General features: G+C 57.3%; 13 protein-coding genes. 7 read left to right on the forward strand and 6 right to left on the reverse strand.

Translation table 11 applies throughout. The features are described from left to right. Positions 1–231: 231 nt before the first annotated feature. The 5 genes from INQ47_RS15490 to gcvA form a co-directional block, all read right to left on the reverse strand. A complete protein-coding gene (locus INQ47_RS15490) occupies positions 232–1869 on the reverse strand; it encodes a BCCT family transporter (RefSeq protein ID WP_404702048.1) in 1638 nt (545 codons plus the stop codon). 317 nt (positions 1870–2186) lie between these two features. Beyond that, positions 2187–3683, reverse strand: coding sequence for a CoA-acylating methylmalonate-semialdehyde dehydrogenase (locus tag INQ47_RS15495; RefSeq protein ID WP_252458716.1), 1497 nt, complete (start codon positions 3681–3683; stop codon positions 2187–2189). A 45-nt stretch (positions 3684–3728) separates the two neighbouring features. Next, a complete protein-coding gene (locus INQ47_RS15500; RefSeq protein ID WP_252458717.1) occupies positions 3729–4886 on the reverse strand; it encodes an iron-containing alcohol dehydrogenase in 1158 nt (385 codons plus the stop codon). Positions 4887–5013: 127 nt separating this feature from the next. After that, complete coding sequence (locus INQ47_RS15505) at positions 5014–7512, reverse strand: CoA transferase (protein WP_404702049.1); 2499 nt, start codon at positions 7510–7512, stop codon at positions 5014–5016. A 213-nt stretch (positions 7513–7725) separates the two neighbouring features. Further along, the gene (gene gcvA / locus INQ47_RS15510; protein ID WP_252458719.1) at positions 7726–8649 is read right to left on the reverse strand and encodes a transcriptional regulator GcvA; all 924 of its coding nucleotides are present in this window, start codon (positions 8647–8649) and stop codon (positions 7726–7728) included. Positions 8650–8729: 80 nt separating this feature from the next. On the opposite strand from gcvA, the gene INQ47_RS15515 reads away from it, so the two are divergent. The 6 genes from INQ47_RS15515 to INQ47_RS15540 all read left to right on the forward strand — a co-directional run bounded on the left by INQ47_RS15515 (position 8730) and on the right by INQ47_RS15540 (position 15615). Continuing rightward, positions 8730–9362, forward strand: a complete 633-nt coding sequence (locus INQ47_RS15515) for a TetR/AcrR family transcriptional regulator (protein ID WP_252458729.1) — start codon at positions 8730–8732, stop codon at positions 9360–9362. A gap of 47 nt (positions 9363–9409) precedes the next feature. Continuing rightward, a complete protein-coding gene (locus INQ47_RS15520) occupies positions 9410–10393 on the forward strand; it encodes an MDR family oxidoreductase (protein WP_252458720.1) in 984 nt (327 codons plus the stop codon). A 244-nt stretch (positions 10394–10637) separates the two neighbouring features. Continuing rightward, on the forward strand, positions 10638–12092 hold the full coding sequence (locus INQ47_RS15525) for a TrkH family potassium uptake protein (RefSeq protein WP_404702050.1): 1455 nt from the start codon (positions 10638–10640) through the stop codon (positions 12090–12092). Between the two features lie 104 nt (positions 12093–12196). After that, positions 12197–13147 (forward strand): TAXI family TRAP transporter solute-binding subunit, encoded by a 951-nt coding sequence (locus INQ47_RS15530; RefSeq protein ID WP_325950703.1) that lies wholly within the window; start codon positions 12197–12199, stop codon positions 13145–13147. Between the two features lie 27 nt (positions 13148–13174). Continuing rightward, positions 13175–15202: a TRAP transporter permease gene (locus INQ47_RS15535; protein WP_274101810.1), complete on the forward strand. Its 2028-nt coding sequence runs from the start codon at positions 13175–13177 to the stop codon at positions 15200–15202. Further along, positions 15199–15615 (forward strand): DUF1850 domain-containing protein, encoded by a 417-nt coding sequence (locus INQ47_RS15540; RefSeq protein WP_252458724.1) that lies wholly within the window; start codon positions 15199–15201, stop codon positions 15613–15615. The genes INQ47_RS15535 and INQ47_RS15540 overlap by 4 nt, the downstream gene beginning before the upstream one ends. Before the next feature lie 27 nt (positions 15616–15642). Here the strand turns inward: INQ47_RS15540 and INQ47_RS15545 are convergent, their stop codons facing one another. Beyond that, positions 15643–17616: a choline BCCT transporter BetT gene (locus tag INQ47_RS15545; RefSeq protein WP_021782170.1), complete on the reverse strand. Its 1974-nt coding sequence runs from the start codon at positions 17614–17616 to the stop codon at positions 15643–15645. A 303-nt stretch (positions 17617–17919) separates the two neighbouring features. Here INQ47_RS15545 and nhaA point away from each other — a divergent pair, with 303 nt between their 5' ends. Then, a complete protein-coding gene (gene nhaA, locus INQ47_RS15550) occupies positions 17920–19281 on the forward strand; it encodes a Na+/H+ antiporter NhaA (RefSeq protein WP_404702051.1) in 1362 nt (453 codons plus the stop codon). Positions 19282–19396 lie beyond the last annotated feature (115 nt).

Genomic DNA, 19396 nt, shown 5'->3' on the forward strand with positions numbered 1-19396 from the left:
TGACCAGCCGCGACACAATTAATAACTTTGCGACACAAATAATATTCGAGCCGCCGGGCAAACCGAATATTATAATCAATATAAACATTACCTTGACGCAATAAAAAACACCCCAAAGGGTGTATTTTATTTATGGCTGCACAACGTTACCCGCTGCACGCACCTGCTCCTGCCAGGAAAGCAAAAGCCCAGGAAGCCTGGGCTTTTGTAAGGAAATTGCAAACAAGAATCTTAACACCTAGGCTCTGGATGAGTCGTGACCAAAGCCATTTCCCCAGTCTGCGGCGCATTGACCTCAGGCGCACTGGCAAGCGTGGCCGCATCATCTAGAACAATTTCTGTAGACCCAAGTTCACGACCCAGGTCTGCACGAATCATGCGAATCAGTGACCAGGTCAGTACGCCCAGCACAGGTATCAAAGGCAGCGCAACGACAATCGTAGAAGTTTGTACAGCTTTCAGGCCGCCTACTTTGAGAAGGCCAATGCCGATGACCGCCAGCAGCAATGCCCATACAATGCGCAGCCAGCGCTGAGGCTCTTCATAACCGCTAAGCTCGTTCGATGTAACTGATGCAAGTACATAAGCTGCCGAATCAAGCGTTGTGGCCAGAAACACAAAGCATAGGAGTACAAAAGCGCCAATGACAAAGTTTGAGAAGGGCATCGTTTTCAGGATGGCTAGCACGGCAGCCGGAATCCCGTGTTCCGTCAAGATGGCACTGACGTCCAGCTCACCTGTAAGCTGAAGATTAAGTGAGTAGCCGCCCCAGACCGCAAAGAAAACCCAGCACCCCAGGCTCCCCCACACAAGCTCTGCCAAAATGAGCTCTTTAATTGTCCGCCCTCGAGAAATACGAGCAACAAACAACCCCATCATGGGCGCATAGGCAATCCACCATGCCCAATAAAAAATCGTCCAGTCCTGAGGGAACGTACCTTTCGCAACAGGGTCAGTCCACAAACTCATGTGGATGAAATTATTGAACATTAGCCCCAGGCTGTTTGCCCAGCCGTTGATGAGCAACAAGGTTGGGCCGACAACCGCAGCGAACACCAGCAGCAGCAATGCCAGATAGACATTGATATCACTGAGAATTTTTATCCCCTTGCTCAGACCAAACCACACACTCATGCCGAACATCAGCGTCCAGAGCCCCAAGACGCACATATCAAATGCGAAGGACTGCTTGATTCCAAAAATGTCGCTCGCCAAGGTTGAAACCAGTGGCACAGCCAGGCCAAGGGAAGTCCCCACACCGCCAACAATACCGAAAACAACCACGGTATCAAGCGTAATACCCAGCCAACCATTCGACTTATTGCCCAAGACACCGCGCGCAGCCACCGACAATCTCACCCCAGGCTGTCGACGCACATACATGGAGTACGCAATTGGCAAAGCCGGCAAGCAGTAAATTGCCCACGGGGTCAGCCCCCAGTGGAACTGCCCATACGTCAACGCCCACTCCGCCGCCTCCCGGCTGTGAGCGGCTACATTCAATGGTGGTCCGTTAAAATAATAAATCGGCTCAACCCAGGCCCAATTAACAATGGCTATACCAATACCACCACAGAAAATCATTGCGACCCAGCTGAAATAGGAAAACTCTGGGGCATCACTCTTCCGGCCTAGACGAATATTACCGTAAGGTCCGAACGCCATCCACAGGAGAAATAGTACAGTCATCAAGCCGGCAATCAGATAAAGCCATCCAAACTTCCCGGTCGCAAACGAAAACATCTGGTTTATCACCGCATTCCCTGCCTCGGGAAATGCGATGAGGGGGATCGTGACACCGAGTATCACTGCAATCGACGGCCAAAACACGCGACCATCCAGCGAGACACCATCTTTGAACTTATTCATTTGGCATATCTCCTCAGAACTGTCGACTCAACATTAGAAGCCCGTTGAATACGAATAGATCAAGCGCGCATTGCCGCCACTGCTTGAACCGATCGAGTCCCTTGGATAAATGAAAGGCCGCCGGCCCCTCCCGAACATATATTGTGCTTATTATTCATATTCGCCTCACATTTTATATAATTATTATTTCAGCGGCACAGCCACACAAACTCCAAACCGCACTTGGCAAACTTGACTATCATCACCGCTACCAGCACACCTCGAAATAACAAAAGGTGCGTGCCTGTCGGCAGTCAGGCACGCACCTTGGGTCGTCGTTACTTCATAGTCGGCATGGAGAACTCGACGCCCTCACGAACGCCCGAGGACGGCCAGCGTTGGGTGATTGTCTTACGTCGGGTATAGAACCGAACGCCATCCGGTCCGTACGCATGCAGATCACCGAACAGCGAGCGCTTCCAACCGCCGAAGCTGTGATAAGCGACGGGCACTGGCAGAGGAACGTTGATGCCCACCATGCCCACTTTGATGTTGTCAGAGAAGTAACGAGCCGCTTCGCCATCACGGGTGAAGATGCATGTCCCATTGCCGTACTCGTGCTTGTCGATCAGCACCATGGCTTCCTGCATGCTTTTGACACGCACGACCTGCAGAACCGGGCCGAAGATCTCTTCTTTGTAGCTCTGCATTTCCGGGCTAACGTGATCGATCAGGGTACCACCGACGAAGAACCCTTCCTCGTAGCCAGCAACCTTTGGCTCCCGCCCGTCGACAACAACGCTAGCGCCCTGCTCTTCAGCACTGTTGATATAACCAACAACTTTTTGCTGATGCTGCCGGGTAATCACCGGGCCGAAGTCGTTCTTGCTGTCGGTATAAGCACCCACCTTCAGGTTTTTCATGGCTTCTTTCATTTTGGCGATCAGGGCATCGGCTGCCGCATCCCCCACCGCAACAGCGACCGACAGCGCCATGCAGCGCTCACCGGAAGAGCCAAATGCAGCGCCCAGAAGTTGGTTAACCGCATTGTCGATATCGGCGTCTGGCATGACGATCGCGTGGTTTTTGGCACCTCCCAGTGCCTGGCAGCGTTTGCCGTGGGCCGTGGCGGTGGCGTAGATATATTCAGCAACCGGCGTCGACCCCACAAAGCTGACAGCCTGAACGCGCGAGTCACGCAGCAGGATATCGACCGCTTCCTTGTCCCCGTTCACCACGTTCAGCACACCGTTAGGCAGGCCTGCTTCCTGCAACAGTTGGGCGATGAACAAGGTGGAACTTGGGTCACGCTCAGACGGCTTGAGAATGAAGCAGTTCCCCGCCGCGATGGCCACAGGGATCATCCACAGCGGCACCATCACAGGGAAATTGAACGGCGTGATGCCTACAACCACACCCAGCGGCTGGAACTCGCTCCAGGCATCGATGTTCGGGCCGACATTCTTACTGTGCTCACCCTTCAGAAGCTCAGCGATCCCGCAGGCGTACTCAACGTTCTCAATGCCACGTTGCAGTTCGCCTGCAGCATCATGGGAAATTTTCCCGTGCTCTTCACCAATCAGTTTGCAAATCGCATCTGCGTTCTGCTCCAGGAGCTCTTTGAAACGGAACATGATGCGGGCCCGCTTGATAGGCGGTGTATCACGCCAGGCCGGGAAAGCAGCTTCAGCGCTAGCAATGGCGTGCTCTACTGTCTGGCTGGAGGCCAGCGCAACCTGGCGAACCACTTGGCCGGTGGCCGGGTTGAAAACATCTTGGGTGCGCTTGGACTCGAGGACAACTTCGCCGTTAATCAGATGACCGACAGTATTCATGTGAAACTCCACTTTTTGTTATTCAAATATTGCGTTGGTGTTGCCTTACCAAAGGCTGCGATAAATCTCGACCATCTCGGCCTCAGTGGGCACGCGCGGATTATTGCCAGGCGAACCGGAAGCCAGCGCCTGCGCGGCCATGGTTGGCATCAGTTCAAAGAATTTTTCGCGATCAATCCCGAACTGCGCTGGCGTGGGAACATTCAACTCATCGTTGATAGCCACCAACTCTTCCAGCAGTTTTTCAACTGCAGATTGATCCGTGTCGCTCTCAGTCGCGACGCCCATTGCCCGAGCACAATCTGCGTACCGGTCACGTGCAGCCGGGATGGAAAATGCAGTCACTTCGGGCAGCAGCATGGCGTTTGACAGGCCATGGGGGACGTGGAATGCCGCCCCAATGGGACGGCTCATGCCATGCACCAGGGCAACCGACGCGGCTGAGAAAGCCAGACCTGCCAGGGTCGATCCCAACATGACGGCCTCCCGCGCGACACGGTCGGTGCCATCGTGATAAACCTTGCGAAGGTTTGGGCCGATCAGGCGCATGGCGGCCAGTGCCTGAGCATCACTGAACAGGTTTGCTTTTTTGCTGACGTAAGCCTCGATAGCATGCGTCAGCGCATCGATACCGGTATCTGCTGTCACCCGAGCTGGCAACGAGAGTGTCAGTTCATAGTCCACCAGTGCAGCAACAGGCATGAAGCCTGCGCCGACGCAGAGCATTTTCTCGTCGGTCGACTCATCGGTAATGATGGTGAACCGGGTCACTTCGGAGCCAGTGCCGGCAGTAGTTGGAATGGCAATGATCGGCAAGCCCATTTCGGTAACGTTGCGCGGGAACTTGTAATCGCGCATTACACCGCCGAACTTGGCCAGGATGCCGATCGCTTTTGCGCTGTCGATCGGGCTTCCACCGCCCAGCGCGATGATGCTGTCATAGCCGCCTTCCCTGGTGGCCGACACGCCCGCTTGAATCGAAGCGACCGTGGGCTCGGGCACGGTATCGGAGAAAACGTCAACGTCTATGCCGTGCTCTGTCAGCACCGCGCTGATACGACCTGCATAACCCAACTCGACCATCATTCGGTCAGTGATGATGAGGGGCTTGTGGCAGCCGAGGCTGGCCAATATCTGATGAATTTGCTGGCTAGCACCAGCGCCGGTTTGCAGGATGCGCGGCAGAATACTGTTGTAATTCATGGTTCTATCTCATTTTCTGGGCATGAACGCGCCCGCGAGCAGCGTTGGGCTCGTGTTCGCTTGATCGGTAAACAGAGGTGCAAGGGTGGTACTGGAAAGGCTACCCCCCTCGACATACCCTCAGCAGCTAGCTCGGCAGGTATTCCTCACTCCAGGATTCACCGATTGCACCGGCGTCCAGAAGCGACTGAATCTGCACGTTGTTATAGCCATAGCGACCCAGCACCTTGCGCGTCGAAGCACCAAACTTCTCAGCAGGTGGCAGAGCTCGAATACGCGCCACCTGCGGACGAATTGCGTAAGGATCCAGTTGGGTAACCCGGTGACCACTTGGATGGTCGCTGTAGATGCTGAAGGAGTAGCTTCCATTCGCAGTCCCAGACAGGCCATCGGCGGGTCGGCTGTATTGGGCGCGCAGGTGATCGATGTTGTCCGGCACCGCTGCAGCGATATTGACGGCCTGAAGACACGCTTGAAGGAAGGCGCTGCTCATACGGCGAATAGCGGCCTCCAGATAGGCAGCTCTATCGTGTGCAGACGCCAACCCCGTGAATTCAGGGATAGCCGCGAACTTGTGCAACTCTGGCTCGGATGCATCCAGGTAGATCCAGCCATCCGCCGTCTTGTAGAAGCGGGAAAGGTCGCTGTAGCCGACCGCGTCGCGCCCGGAAGGCTCATTGAATGGCGCTCGGCCTGCGTAGTCATAGCAGAACGGAATCTGCACCAGGTTCCCGAGTGACGCCAAAGAAGTGCGTGCTCGGTAAACTTCGCCGGAGCGGTGTTTGCGATACAGCGCTGTTGCGATGCCCAACGCGGCAGCAAATCCGCACATCACGTCGATGGTGCCGACGTGAGCATGTTCTTCCGGCGTTTCCATCCCACCACCAAAACGCAGCATGATCCCGGTTGTGGCCTGGATGAGATCGTCATACCCCAGATAATCAGTGCGAGGGCCACGGCGTGGGCCGCCGAAACAATCAAGCTGACAGAAAATCACGCCAGGATTGACCGCCTGAAGGCTTGCCTCGTCGAGGCCCAGCGGTGCCAATTGGCGATCGGGAGCGTTCATGACGATTACGTCGACCTCCCGCACAAGACGATTGAAGACATCCCGCCCTTCGGGCTTGTGCAGATCGACCAAGACACTTTCCTTGCCACGCGCCGAAGACATGCCGAAAACGACGGTATTCCAAGGATCATAGTTGGGCATGACAGGGTCGAGCTTGATGACGTCAGCCCCAAAACGACCCAGGAAGGACGTCGAGTGCGGCCCGGCAATCACGTTGGTCAGGTCGAGAATCTTGACGCCTTCCAGCCAGCCGGCGGGCTTGTCGAGCTTGGCAGGCGGCAATGCACATGCCGAACGCTCAGACAGTGTTGCCAGCGCTTCCTCGTAGCTCACATCGCGACGCGAAAGAGGCTTCAGCATTGGCTCGGAGCACCCCTCCAACCACGCGATCGGGCCAGGCTGTTTCATTACGCCGAATTCGCGATCATTTACCTCAATGATCAACCCAGCAGTATTTGAGTGCTCATCATGGAGCCACTCTTGGGTCGACCTGTGAGGGGCGCCAGGGAAACGCCCCTCACCGAAGATGACTTCCCATTCTGCCGCTGTTTTAGTCAGGAATACTTCTTTCATCCTGGTGGAGATACGCGCGGCCCAATCAGCAGGCAACGGATAAACACCCAGCGATGCATTACCTTCCCATTGCTCAATCGGCAGATAAGGGTCATCAACCTTTGGCAAGCCGGCGGCAAGCATTTCTTCGTAGATGCCCATAGCCTGAAGGCAGCGCTTGGCATGCTCACGATGCGATGGACAAACAGCGTAGAATTTACGGCCATCCGCACACTCGTAGGTCCGGTAGAACGGATCGAGAAACTCCTGCAGATCCTGGTAGCTCAGATTCATCGGCAGGTTTTCAGCGCGACGACGCTCGCTCTCTTTTTCACGCAATGTTTTATAGCGCAGTGGGTACCCATCGATCTTGATCGAGTTGTACGAGAGCCCTTCCATCACCGCTGAAGCCAATGGCACTTCGATCTGATCGCCAACGCCATTCTTTTCACGCGCCTGCAGTGCGAGCACCACAGAAGACACAGAAAGCATGGTTCCATACGCTGACGCCAAAGGAAGCGGCGAGAAACTAGGATTGATGCCCATCAATACACGGTTTTGGCCCATATCAGTGAATACACCCGAGGCCGAGGCGATCACTGCCTCTGTAGCACGCCATTGCGCGCGCAACTCGTCATCACTGGCAAATCCTGGAATCGACAACGTGATCAGCTCAGGACGCGCACGCCGAAGCTCTCCGAAATCAAGACCCAACCTGGACATGACACCCGGCCGGAAATTCTCGATCACGATATCGGCACGCGAGATCAGTTCACGCGCTTGATGCAGTCCTTCCGGCGTTTTCAGATCCAGACGCATGCACAATTTGTTGCGGTTAAGCGTGGCATTCGCCGGGCTATCCCAGAGGGGCCCACCCAGCGGGTCGACATGAACAACTGTCGCTCCCAGATCAGCGAGGATCATCGCTACTGCAGGGCCTGCGATGTATTGTCCAAAATCGATGACATTGACGCCTTGCAAAGGCAATTGGTTGGAGTGTTCCATGACGATAACCCTACGTAGCCCCGCGCCAGCGAGAATTGCCAGCGCGGTTATTGTTGTTATTGAGACCTCGTACTAACCGGTCACCTGGACAGCTGCACCATCCAGGGGCTTACGATGTGCTCGCTACTTTCAGAAATTCGAAGGCTTCGCGAAAGCAATAAAAAATGGCCCTAAGGGGCCATTTTTCTTATTGCTTGGACAATTTCCTTATTGCTAAGGGTGCTCGCCTTCTCCCGCGCCGGGCTCGACCTTGAAAGCCTGTGCCTCTTCGCACAGCCACTGGGCAAAGGCCGCTGCATCGGGGTTGACCATGCTGTGGGCTGAATAAGCCAGGTAGAAAGCTTCCTTCGTCGGAACATTACACCCCAGCGGGGCGACGAGCCGGCCCTCCTCCAAGAGATGCCTGACCAGTGAAGAGCGTGCCAACGCGACGCCCTGGCCCAACTCAGCGATCGTCAATGCCGAGATCAGGGTGTCGAACTGCATCCCTTGAGACGAATCAACGTTCTCTGCATTGTTCTTCTTGAGCCAATAGCCCCATCCCTCCTCATAGCCCAGCACGTGCAATAACGGGTGCTTCGCCAGATCCTGAGGGTATTGCAACGGACGCTCACCGGTTATCAATGCCGGTGAACACACAGGCACCAGCGTGTCCCACGTCAGGCGCTCGACCTTCATGCCAGGCCAGCGCCCTTGCCCATATCTGATTTCGAGATCAGCGTCGTACTCTGTTTCATCTACCCAGATGTTGCTTGCGACCCGAATGCTCACCTCTGGATGCCTTGCTCGAAATCGGGGTAACCGGGGAGCTATCCAATGAGTGAAGAACACCAGGCTGCTGCGGATGATGAGAGCACTCCGATGACCTTGCCCAAAGATCTCATCCGTCGAAGCAGCAAGGCGCTCCACCGACTCTCTCACCACGGGAAAATACGATTTACCCACCTCCGTAAGCTCAAGCCCTCGCGGTAGGCGCTTGAAAAGAGCCACGCCCAACTGGGACTCCAAGGCCTTTACCTGCTGACTGATCGCCGCTTGCGTGAGATTGAGCTCTTCAGCGGCATGCGTGAAATTCAGTAGCCGGGCAGAAACCTCGAAAGCTCTAAGCCAGTTCAGGGGAGGTAAACGCTTTTTCATAACGCATCCAACGCTAGGCTCATCGGGTATCGAATCGCTCAGTGATTGACATTAGAGACGAACAGTCTAAATTACAACGCATGAATAGCCCTAAACCCATGCCTCGAAGAGGCCGCCCCCCCAAAGTCGCACGTGAGCACGGCGATACGCTTGAGCTCTTGCTGCGCTGCGGCATGGAAATCCTCACCGAACAGGGCTTTGCCGCTACCGGTATCGACACTGTACTCAAACGCGTGCAGGTGCCAAAGGGCTCGTTCTACCACTACTTCGACAGCAAAGAGGCATTCGGCCAGGCTGTACTGAAGCGCTATGCAGACTACTTTGCTCGAAAGCTGGATCGCTGCTTCAGCGACCTGACCGTGCCGCCACTACGAAGGGTGTACAACTTTGTTGAAGAAGCAAAATTCGGGATGGCCAAGTACCAATTCCGGCGAGGCTGTCTTGTAGGCAACCTCGGCCAGGAGGTATTGGTGCTGCCAGACAGTTTCCGTGAACAACTGGAACTGACCCTGCTGGACTGGGAGCAGCGCTTGTCTACCTGCCTGGAAGAAGCCGTCAAGCTGGGAGAGGTGTCTGCCGAGCATGATTGCAGAGCCCTTGCGGCCTACTTCTGGGTTGGGTGGGAGGGTGCCGTTCTTCGCGCACGACTAACGCAGCATGTCCGCCCGTTGGACATTTTTTTTCAAGGTTTTCTGACTGGAATCACCAAGTGATTCCTCTCTACCAATTTAAAGACAACCGGTCTAAATGAGGATAACCAATGTTCAAAGCCATTCTGATTGAGAAGCCGGAAGACAAGTACTCGGCCAGACTCACCGAACTGGAGGACGACCAGCTACCATCCGGGACCGTGACAGTGAGGGTTGCCTACAGCACCCTGAACTACAAAGATGCGCTCGCAATCACCGGCAAGGGTCCGGTTGTTCGTAACTTCCCTATGGTGCCCGGTATCGACTTGGCGGGTACTGTCGAATCAAGTGACGATCCACGCTACAAGCCTGGTGATCGTGTACTTCTGAATGGTTGGGGCGTGGGTGAAAGCCATTGGGGCGGGCTTGCGCAAAAGGCGAGGCTGAACGGCGACTGGCTTATTCCTCACCCCGCGCGCCTGAACGAACGCCAAACCATGGCCGTTGGCACCGCGGGATACACCGCCATGCTCTGCTTGATGGCACTGGAGCGCCATGGATTGAAACCCTCCAATGGGCCGGTGTTGGTGACCGGCGCCACAGGCGGCGTCGGCAGCTTTGCTATCAGCCTTCTGGCCAGTGCCGGGTATACAGTCACTGCAGCAACAGGAAAAGCCAGCGAAGCTGCCTATCTGCAGAGCCTGGGTGCGACGACGATCATCGATCGGGCCACGCTTTCAGCGCCAGGGCGTCCATTGGCAAAAGAACAATGGGCGGCAGTCATCGACTCCGTCGGTAGCCATACACTGGCCAATGCATGCGCAAGCACGATGTCTGAAGGCTTGGTGGCTGCTTGTGGATTGGCCCAGGGGATGGACTTTCCGGCTACCGTGGCCCCCTTCATTCTCCGAGGGGTGACCCTGATTGGCATCAACAGTGTCAATCAGCCATTTGAGCGACGCGTCGAAGCCTGGGAGAGACTGGCAGATCAGCTCAATCTAGACGCCTTATCGTTGATGACCAAAGACATTAGCCTTGAGGCTGCCCTTCCCGCCGCTGCGGAGCTGATAGACGGGAAGATACGTGGCCGATTGATTGTCGACGTGAACCGCTGAGCCGGCCTTCCGGAATTTGCTTAGCTGCCCTCCTCCAGGTTGATTGTGGGCAGCTGGGCTGAAAAGCCGACGGCGAGGACTTCAAAGAAGACGCCAAGGTCCCGCTACAGATCAGCCCGATGAGCCATTGAGCAGGGGCCAGATAGCGGCGTAAAAAAATCCCTCCCACGACTTTACGCCTTTTTTACTCGACATTACCGTAAAGCAGGCAATACTGCCGGCACTGTCCCAACGAGCTCCCTCAATGCCGCTTCCTGCATTGCGTTTCATCGCCTTCATTATTGGTGTATTCCTGATCACGTTGGCCGTCAGCATGGTGATTCCGATGCTGACGCTGCTGGTGTACGACCGCAGCGACGACCTCGGTGCATTCGTCTGGTCGAGCCTGATCGTTCTGTGCGCCGGCCTGCTCATGGTAGCCCGCGGCGTCCCTGACACACCGCAACTGCGGACCAGGGATATGTATCTGCTCACGACGGCAAGCTGGGTCATCGTGTGCGCGTTTGCGGCGCTGCCGATGGTGTTCATTCGACACATCAGTTACACGGACGCGTTCTTCGAGACCATGTCGGGAATCACTACCACCGGTTCAACGGTACTGACTGGCCTGGACAGTGCATCACCGGGGCTGCTGATATGGCGTTCCCTGCTGCACTGGCTGGGAGGCATTGGATTTATCGGCATGGCCGTGGCGATCCTGCCACTGCTGCGCGTGGGCGGCATGCGCCTGTTCCAGACCGAGTCTTCGGATTGGTCTGACAAAGTGACGCCGCGCTCGCATGTGGCAGCCAAGATGATCCTGCTGGTCTACCTGGGCCTGACTGCATTGGGAACAGGGGCATTGTGGGCTGCCGGCATGACCCCGTTCGAAGCCATCAATCATTCGATGTCGCTGATTTCAACCGGCGGTTTCTCTACCTCGGATGCCTCGCTGGGCCATTGGGAGCAGCCTGCGGTGCATTGGGTAGCGGTGGTCATCATGATACTCGGCAGCCTGCCCTTCACGCTGTATGTCGCCACGCTGCGTGGCCATCGACGCATCCTGCTCAAGGACCATCAGGTTCGCGGTTTCATTGGCTTTCTCGCCTTCGTCTGGCTCACGGTCGGAACCTGGCTCTGCTGGCACAGCGATCTGGCCTGGTGGGATGCGTTTCGTATCGTTGCGGTCAACGTGACCTCGGTGGTGACCACCACGGGCGTTGCCGTGGGGGATTACACGCTCTGGGGCAGCTTCGCAATCATGCTGTTCTTTTACCTGACGTTCATCGGCGGGTGCTCGGGCTCTACCGCTGGCGGTTTGAAAATATTCCGTTTCCAGGTGGCCGCTGCCTTGCTTGTCAGCAGCCTGAAACAGTTGATCCATCCACGGGCAACGATCTCGAAGAAATACAATGGGCACCCCATCGATGAAGAGATCGTTCGCTCACTGCTGACGTTCTCGTTCTTCTTCTCCGTCACCATCGCAATCATCGCCCTTGGCCTCTCCCTGATAGGGCTCGACTGGATGACGGCACTGAGTGGGGCTGCCACTGCCGTGTGCAACGTCGGTCCAGGCCTGGGCACCCTTATCGGCCCTGCAGGGAATTTCGCCTCCTTGCCGGACGCAGCGAAATGGTTGCTGACGGTTGGCATGCTGCTTGGACGGCTCGAGATCCTCACCGTACTGGTACTGGTCTCGCCAGTCTTCTGGCGATTCTAGAGCAGAGGCCATCCAGCCAATCAGCCATAAAATTGGGCAGGGACTGCATATTCGTTCTAGGTTTACTGGCGCAGGAATAACAACAACAAGCGGAGAACGACGCCATGAACCGAGCCCTTCGCCTGGCATTGGCCAGCACCTTGTTTACTGTCTGTGCGGCTGCCCAGGCTGCACCGACCTTCATCAACATCCTCACAGGCGGTACCAGTGGTGTCTATTACCCGGTAGGCGTAGGCATTTCACAGATCTACAGCCACGGCATCGAGGGCAGCAAGACCACGGTGCAAGCCACCAAGGCCTCGGTAGAGAACCTCAACCTGTTGCAAGCCGGTCGAGGGGAGTTGGCATTCGCGCTGGGGGATTCGGTGGCAGATGCCTGGAAGGGCGATGCAGAGGCTGGATTCAAAACGCCCTTGAAGAAACTCCGCGCCATCGCCGGCACCTACCCGAACTACATCCAGATCGTCGCGAGCAAGGAGTCAGGGATCACCTCCCTGTCAGACCTCAAAGGCAAGCGTATCTCGGTTGGGGCACCCAAGTCCGGCACCGAACTGAATGCCCGCGCCATCTTCAAAGCCGCAGGGCTTACCTACCAGGACATGGGAAAAGTTGAATACCTGCCCTATGCGGAGTCCGTCGAACTGATCAAGAACCGTCAGCTTGACGCCACGCTGCAATCCTCAGGGCTCGGTCAAGCAGCTATCCGGGACCTGGCCGCGACCTTGCCGGTGGTGTTCGTGCCTATCCCTGCCGACGTGGTGACCCGCATTGGCAACAACGCCTACCAACCCGCCACCATTCCTGCCAACACCTATGATGGTCAGAATGCGGACGTATCAACGGCGGCCATCAACAATATCCTCGTCACCCGCGCCGATATCAGCGATGAACTGGCCTACCAGATGACCAAGCTGATATTCGAGAACCTTCCACGCCTGGTCACGGCCCATGCTGCAGCGAAGGATATCCAGCCGGAAAATGCCGCCAAGAACCTGCCCATTCCGCTGCATCCAGGAGCAGAGAGGTATTTCAAGGAGAAAAACCTGCTCCCCTGATGACATTCCCAAGCAATGGAGCAGCCTATGAGTGATACCGCGCAAGGTCTTCACGCCAGCACCGATCGCTGGCCTGCAGCGCTTTTTGCCGTGGCGCTGGTCTTTTCGGTTTTCCAGATCGCCACAGCGGCCTTCCCCCTGATTTCCACCCAAGTACTGCGTGCAGTACACGTGGGGTTCCTGTTGCTGGTGGTGTACCTGAGCTATTCATTCGTTGGCCACCGTCGGCCGTGGCAACCCCTTGCCTGGCTGCTGGGCCTTGCGGGAATGGCGACGGCTGCATACCAGTGGTACTTCGAAGGGGACCTGATTCAACGCTCCGGTGAGCTGACCACCAGTGACCTGATCGTGGGGCTGTTGCTTATTGGTTTGGTCTTTGAAGCCGCGCGGCGCGTGATGGGCATAGCGTTGCCCATCATTTGCGCGCTGTTTCTGGCCTATGGGTTGCTTGGCCAATACTTGCCAGGCGAACTCGCGCATCGAGGCTACGGCCTCGATCAGATCGTCAATCAGTTGGCATTCGGCACCGAAGGGCTGTATGGCACACCGACCTATGTCTCAGCCACCTACATCTACCTGTTCATCCTGTTCGGCGCATTTCTTGAGCAAGCGGGCATGATTCGTCTGTTCACCGATTTCGCCATGGGGCTGTTCGGCCATCGCAGCGGGGGGCCGGCCAAAGTGTCGGTGTTCTCCTCGGCACTGATGGGTACCATTACCGGCTCGGGGGTGGCCAACGTCGTCACCACCGGACAGTTCACCATTCCGCTGATGAAGCGCTTCGGCTACAAACCTGCATTTGCCGGTGGCGTCGAGGCGACCTCCAGCATGGGCAGCCAGCTGATGCCGCCGGTGATGGGCGCTGTGGCGTTCATCATGGCCGAGACGATCAACGTGCCCTACGCCGAGGTGGCGAAAGCCGCGCTCATCCCAGCGTTGCTGTACTTCGGCTCGGTCTACTGGATGGTCCACCTGGAGGCTCGGCGCAGCCATCTGCATGGTTTGCCGCGCGAACAGTGCCCGAGTGCCTGGGATGCGTTGCGACAACGCTGGTTCCTGCTCGTACCGCTGATGGTCTTGGTCGCGCTGTTGTTTTCCGGGCGAACACCTTTGTACTCGGGAATGGTCGGCCTGGCCCTGACCGCCATCGTCATCCTTGGCTCGGCCATCATCCTGCGCGCTCAAAAAACCTGGCTGCGCGCGGCTTTCTGGGTTGCACTCGGGATACTGTGTTCAGGTTTTTTCCGCATGGGGATCGGGGTGATCCTGATGGTCATTGCCGGCCTGGCCATTGCGTGCTGCTTCGTCCAGGGCGGCCGCGCCACCCTGCACGCATGCGTCATGGCCCTCGCGGAGGGTGCCCGTCATGCGGTACCGGTGGGTATTGCCTGTGCGCTGGTCGGTGTCATTATCGGCGTCATCTCGCTGACCGGCCTGGCCACCACCTTTGCCGGATACATTCTTGACCTGGGACGCGACAACCTGTTCCTTTCGCTGGTGTTGACCATGCTCACCTGCCTGGTACTGGGTATGGGCATTCCGACCATCCCCAACTACATCATCACCAGTTCCATTGCTGCCCCGGCCCTGTTGGAACTCGGGGTCCCGCTGATCGTCTCGCACATGTTCGTGTTCTATTTCGGCATCCTGGCCGACCTGACGCCGCCCGTGGCATTGGCGTGCTTTGCAGCGGCCCCGATTGCCAAGGAAAAAGGCCTGTTGATCAGTTTCTGGGCGGTGCGCATTGCCTTGGCCGGTTTCGTTGTGCCCTTCATGGCAGTCTATGACCCGGCGTTGATGATGCAAGGTGAAGGCATGGGCAGCACGCTGTACATGGTGATCAAGGCGGCGTTCGCGGTTGCCCTTTGGGGGTGTGCGTCGATCGGGCATTTGCGTGCCCCCATGCCTTGGTGGGAGCGCCTGCTGGCGTTCACTGCTGGCGTGTCATTGATACTCGCCCTGCCCATCAGCGATGAGGTCGGTTTTGTTTTGGGTGCGGCAGTGCTGGGTTGGCACTACTGGCGAAGCCGACCGGCTTCTGGACACCCCGCATGATCAGCCTTTGCGTTGGGCTGGCCGGTGTGGTCTGGGTCAGCCTGCCACTGAACGAGTTTACCCTCGCGTGGCAGCACAGTATCGAAAAGGTCCGCTGGGAAGAGGATTATCAAGTGACCTCGGCTGGCCTGGTACTGGTAGAGGCCCGGGTAAAAGGCAGCGGGGCCGGCATGGAGATTCCGGACGACGCTCAACTGCGCGACGGCACTTGGCACTATCGTCGTCATCTACCACCGCTGCAGCCCTTGCATGCCGGGCGAACGCCCGAGGCTGGCGACTATCAGGTCTGCACGACAACCGGGTGCCAGCCGCTGTCCCATTGGTTAGGACCGCCGAGCGAACGCATTGCTGCAGTAGACTTCTGGGCCTGCGAAAATCCGCCTTTGGACAGCAGGCGAACCGCCCTGCCCTGACTGCGCCAGGGCAGGACCGAATCCAGTTCAGCCCACCACGTGCAAGTATTGCAGGTGGCGTTCGTACTGATCCAGGATGTCACCAATCACATCGTCGCGGCTCCACCCCATGATGTCGTAGTCCTGGCCCCCTTCTCGCAGATGCACTTCCGCACGGAAATACTTGCGCGCATCGCCACCGTCTTCGGTGTCCTGCATGACGAAGCTTGGCGTATTGAAGGCCCGTGGCCGCACCTCGTAGAGGAAACGCCCTTCACCGGCATGGGAGAGCTCCAGGGATACCCGTCCATCATCGCGCTCATTCACGCTCACCTCGTAGCCTTGCTTACGCAACTCCTGGGCGACCTCTTCGCAGGCAGGCCTCACCACCTCGGCGATAAAGCGGGTGACATGAACCCGGCGCGGCATCAATGCGATGTTGCGCAGCCTCCGCTGCCAGCCGCCGTGTGGGTGGCGGGTATGGCGTGGGCCTGGCAACGCTTGATTGCGCAACCCGCGGCGAGTCGCATCAAGACTCAGCGCCTTGAACAAGCCCCAAATCGCAACCAGCAAGATGACCGCGAACGGCAGAGCGCTCGCAATGGTCGCGGTCTGCAGCGCCTTGAGGCCGTTCGCCAGCAGCAACGCGATCGCGACCGCGCCGATGCAGATTGACCAGAAGATACGTTGCCACAGGGGTGAATGACCTTTTCCGGAGGAGGCGAGCATATCCACGACCAGCGCACCAGAGTCCGCCGAGGTCACAAAGAACACGACCACCATAAGCACCGCGACCAACGAAATGATGCTGGAGAACGGGAAATGCTCCAGGAAAGCGAACAAGGCGAGGGAACTGTCTTCACTGACCACAGTAGCCAGATCCTTTACACCATCGTTGAGGATCATATGGATTGCCGAGTCACCGAACACCGTCATCCACAGCAAGGTGAAGCCCGCCGGTACGAACAGTACGCCGCAGACGAATTCCCGGATGGTCCGCCCTCGCGAAATACGTGCGATGAACAAACCCACGAAGGGCGACCAGGACAACCACCAGCCCCAGTACAGCAAGGTCCAGCCACCGATCCAGTCGGTGGGCTCGTAAGCGTAGAGGTTGAAGGTTTTATTGACGATGTCCGAAAGGTAGGCGCCGGTATTCTGTACATAGGTCTGCAGCAGGAACACCGTAGGCCCAAGCAGCAGCACGAACAGCATCAGAATCACCGCCAGGCTCAGGTTGAGCTCGGACAGGATGCGAATACCTTTGTCCAGGCCGCTGGCCACTGAAAGCGTCGCCAATGCACAGGTGGCGGTGATGAGGATGACTTGCACGGTGGTGTTTACCGGCAAACCGAACACATGATGAAACCCGCTGTTGATCTGCAATACCCCATAACCCAGCGAGGTCGCCACACCAAACACCGTACCGAGGATGGCAAACACATCCACGGCATGCCCTATAGGGCCATAGATTCGCTCACCAATCAGCGGATAGAGTGCCGAACGCAAGGTCAACGGCAGGCCGTTGCGGAAACTGAAGTAGGCAAGGATCAGCGCGACGATGGCATAGATCGCCCAGGCATGCAGGCCCCAGTGGAAAAAGGTGATTTTCATGGCTTCGCGCGCCGCGGCGACGGTGCCAGGATCGCCCACGGGCGGTGTGGAGAAATGCATGACCGGTTCGGCCACGCCGAAGAACATGAGGCCAATCCCCATACCTGCCGAGAACAGCATGGCAAACCAACTGCTCTTGCGGTAATCCGGCTCACTGTGGTCAGGGCCTAGCTTGATGTCGCCATAGCGGCTGACGGCCAGAAACACCACACTGATCAACACCAGCGCTACAACAAGAATGTAGAACCAGCTGGCATTGGTGATGATCCATCGCTGGACTTGCTCGAACAGCGTCTGGGCGTGCTCCTGAAATGCCGTGGCGTACAAGACCAGCAGAAAGATAAGTATCGCACTGGTGTAGAAAACGGGTGGATTGAGGGTGCTCCTGGGTTTGGGGGCTGCAGTCATAGCGGCAGTTCTCCTTGCAAGGCGATGAGCACAGCGTGCCTGAGCACGACGACATTTACCAAGGCTAGCAGTTGGATAAATTCCCGTTTGCCAAGCCTCGTATGCTCGGAAATAACCACAAACCCTAACGTCTGCAGGAAAAAATCTCAAACCGACATGCCTTTGGAGTGAATGGTTTGGCGCTTTTTGTTCATCTGAGAGTGGTTATTCGGTAGACTAGCGGACGGGTGCCAGCTGCACGGTGCAGTGAGGCAGGTTAAAGAACAGCGCAGGTCGGGCCGCCATGCGGGAGCACCTGCGCCTATGCATAAAAAAGAATTACCTCGCGCCCAAGACCTGGCCGAGCGAGCCTTCGCCAACCTTGAACGCTTTTTGCACATTGAAGCGGTCAGCGGCATCGTTCTGTTGATTGCCGCAGTCGCTGCATTGATCTGGGCGAATTCCCCGGCTGCCGACAGTTATGAAGCCCTTTGGCATACGCCGTTGACGTTCGGCGTGGGCTCGCATGTCTATTCGCAGTCCCTGCACTTCTGGATCAATGATGGCTTGATGACCATCTTTTTCCTGGTCGTGGGCATGGAGATCCGCCGCGAGATCCACGAGGGCGCGCTGTCCAGCCTGCGCCAAGCCACGCTCCCCATGGCAGCCGCTGTCGGCGGCGTAGCCGTGCCTGCACTCCTCTACCTGAGTTTTGGTCACGCGCCAGCAGACCAACAAGGTTGGGCAGTGCCAACGGCGACGGATATCGCCTTTGCGGTGGGCGTACTGGCACTGCTCGGCAAGTCGATCCCGTCCAACGTACGTGTGTTCCTCCTCGCCCTGGCAATCATCGATGACATCATCGCAGTCCTGATCATCGCGTTTTTCTATTCAGGCGGCCTTGATTACACCGGTTTCGGCGTTGCACTGATCGGCCTGCTCATGGTGATCGGGCTTCAGAAGATCGGTGTGGGTTCAGCCTTCGCCTATGTCATTCCTGGCGCGATCGTCTGGCTGGGCATCTTGTTGACCGGCGCCCACCCGACTCTCGCAGGTGTTGTGCTAGGCCTGATGACACCTGTCACCGCAATGCCGATGCGTGAGCGCCCGCTGGATGCCATTACCCGCTTCACCGGCGAATTGCTGGGGCGCGCCAAGGCGCCTGAGCAAGATGCCAGCGACCTCATTGATCCTTTGAAACGGCTGCGCCTGGCCCAGCGCGAACTGCTGCCGCCGGTGGTGCGTATGCAAGGCACCCTGCACCCTTGGGTAGCCTACGGCATCATGCCCGTGTTTGCCTTGGCCAATGCCGGGGTAAGCCTTTCGGGTGTCGACCTGTCCGCTGAAGGCCCCCAGTGGGTCATGATCGCCGTCGCTGTCGCCCTGGTCGCAGGAAAGCCCTTGGGCATCGTCAGCGTAAGCTGGCTGATGGTCCGCCTGGGCTGGTGCGAGCTTCCCTCCGAGGTCAACTGGCGTAGCATCATGCTGGTCGGGCTGCTGGCCGGCATCGGTTTCACCATGTCGATCTTCATCGCCAACCTCGCTTTCGTCGACCCTGGCTCACTCGGGGCTGCGAAACTCGGTGTGCTATCCGCGTCATTGATCGCGGCCGTGTTGGGTTTGACCTGGGGGATATGGAGCATGCGTAAGGCAGCGCCTGCTACCAAAGCAAGTTCGGCCACCTAGCCACATTCTGGCACTGGCGATCCGTTGCATGTGAGCAAACGGATCGCCACGCCTGGCACGACTACAACCTGTGTCGGGTAGGCCTGCCTGGGAAAACACGCCATACTCACGGCTT

This window comes from Pseudomonas sp. 3HC3, from assembly GCF_044904505.1.
In the GTDB taxonomy this organism is placed as follows: Bacteria; Pseudomonadota; Gammaproteobacteria; order Pseudomonadales; family Pseudomonadaceae; genus Aquipseudomonas; species Aquipseudomonas putida_Y.

What these genes read in the sequence shown, in the direction of transcription:
- INQ47_RS15490 (WP_404702048.1), bottom strand. Translation starts at nt 1,869, where the DNA reads ATGAATAAGTTCAAAGATGGTGTCTCGCTGGATGGTCGCGTGTTTTGG.
- INQ47_RS15495 (WP_252458716.1), bottom strand. Translation starts at nt 3,683, where the DNA reads ATGAATACTGTCGGTCATCTGATTAACGGCGAAGTTGTCCTCGAGTCC.
- INQ47_RS15500 (WP_252458717.1), bottom strand. Translation starts at nt 4,886, where the DNA reads ATGAATTACAACAGTATTCTGCCGCGCATCCTGCAAACCGGCGCTGGT.
- INQ47_RS15505 (WP_404702049.1), bottom strand. Translation starts at nt 7,512, where the DNA reads ATGGAACACTCCAACCAATTGCCTTTGCAAGGCGTCAATGTCATCGAT.
- gcvA (WP_252458719.1), bottom strand. Translation starts at nt 8,649, where the DNA reads ATGAAAAAGCGTTTACCTCCCCTGAACTGGCTTAGAGCTTTCGAGGTT.
- INQ47_RS15515 (WP_252458729.1), top strand. Translation starts at nt 8,730, where the DNA reads ATGAATAGCCCTAAACCCATGCCTCGAAGAGGCCGCCCCCCCAAAGTC.
- INQ47_RS15520 (WP_252458720.1), top strand. Translation starts at nt 9,410, where the DNA reads ATGTTCAAAGCCATTCTGATTGAGAAGCCGGAAGACAAGTACTCGGCC.
- INQ47_RS15525 (WP_404702050.1), top strand. Translation starts at nt 10,638, where the DNA reads ATGCCGCTTCCTGCATTGCGTTTCATCGCCTTCATTATTGGTGTATTC.
- INQ47_RS15530 (WP_325950703.1), top strand. Translation starts at nt 12,197, where the DNA reads ATGAACCGAGCCCTTCGCCTGGCATTGGCCAGCACCTTGTTTACTGTC.
- INQ47_RS15535 (WP_274101810.1), top strand. Translation starts at nt 13,175, where the DNA reads ATGAGTGATACCGCGCAAGGTCTTCACGCCAGCACCGATCGCTGGCCT.
- INQ47_RS15540 (WP_252458724.1), top strand. Translation starts at nt 15,199, where the DNA reads ATGATCAGCCTTTGCGTTGGGCTGGCCGGTGTGGTCTGGGTCAGCCTG.
- INQ47_RS15545 (WP_021782170.1), bottom strand. Translation starts at nt 17,616, where the DNA reads ATGACTGCAGCCCCCAAACCCAGGAGCACCCTCAATCCACCCGTTTTC.
- nhaA (WP_404702051.1), top strand. Translation starts at nt 17,920, where the DNA reads ATGCATAAAAAAGAATTACCTCGCGCCCAAGACCTGGCCGAGCGAGCC.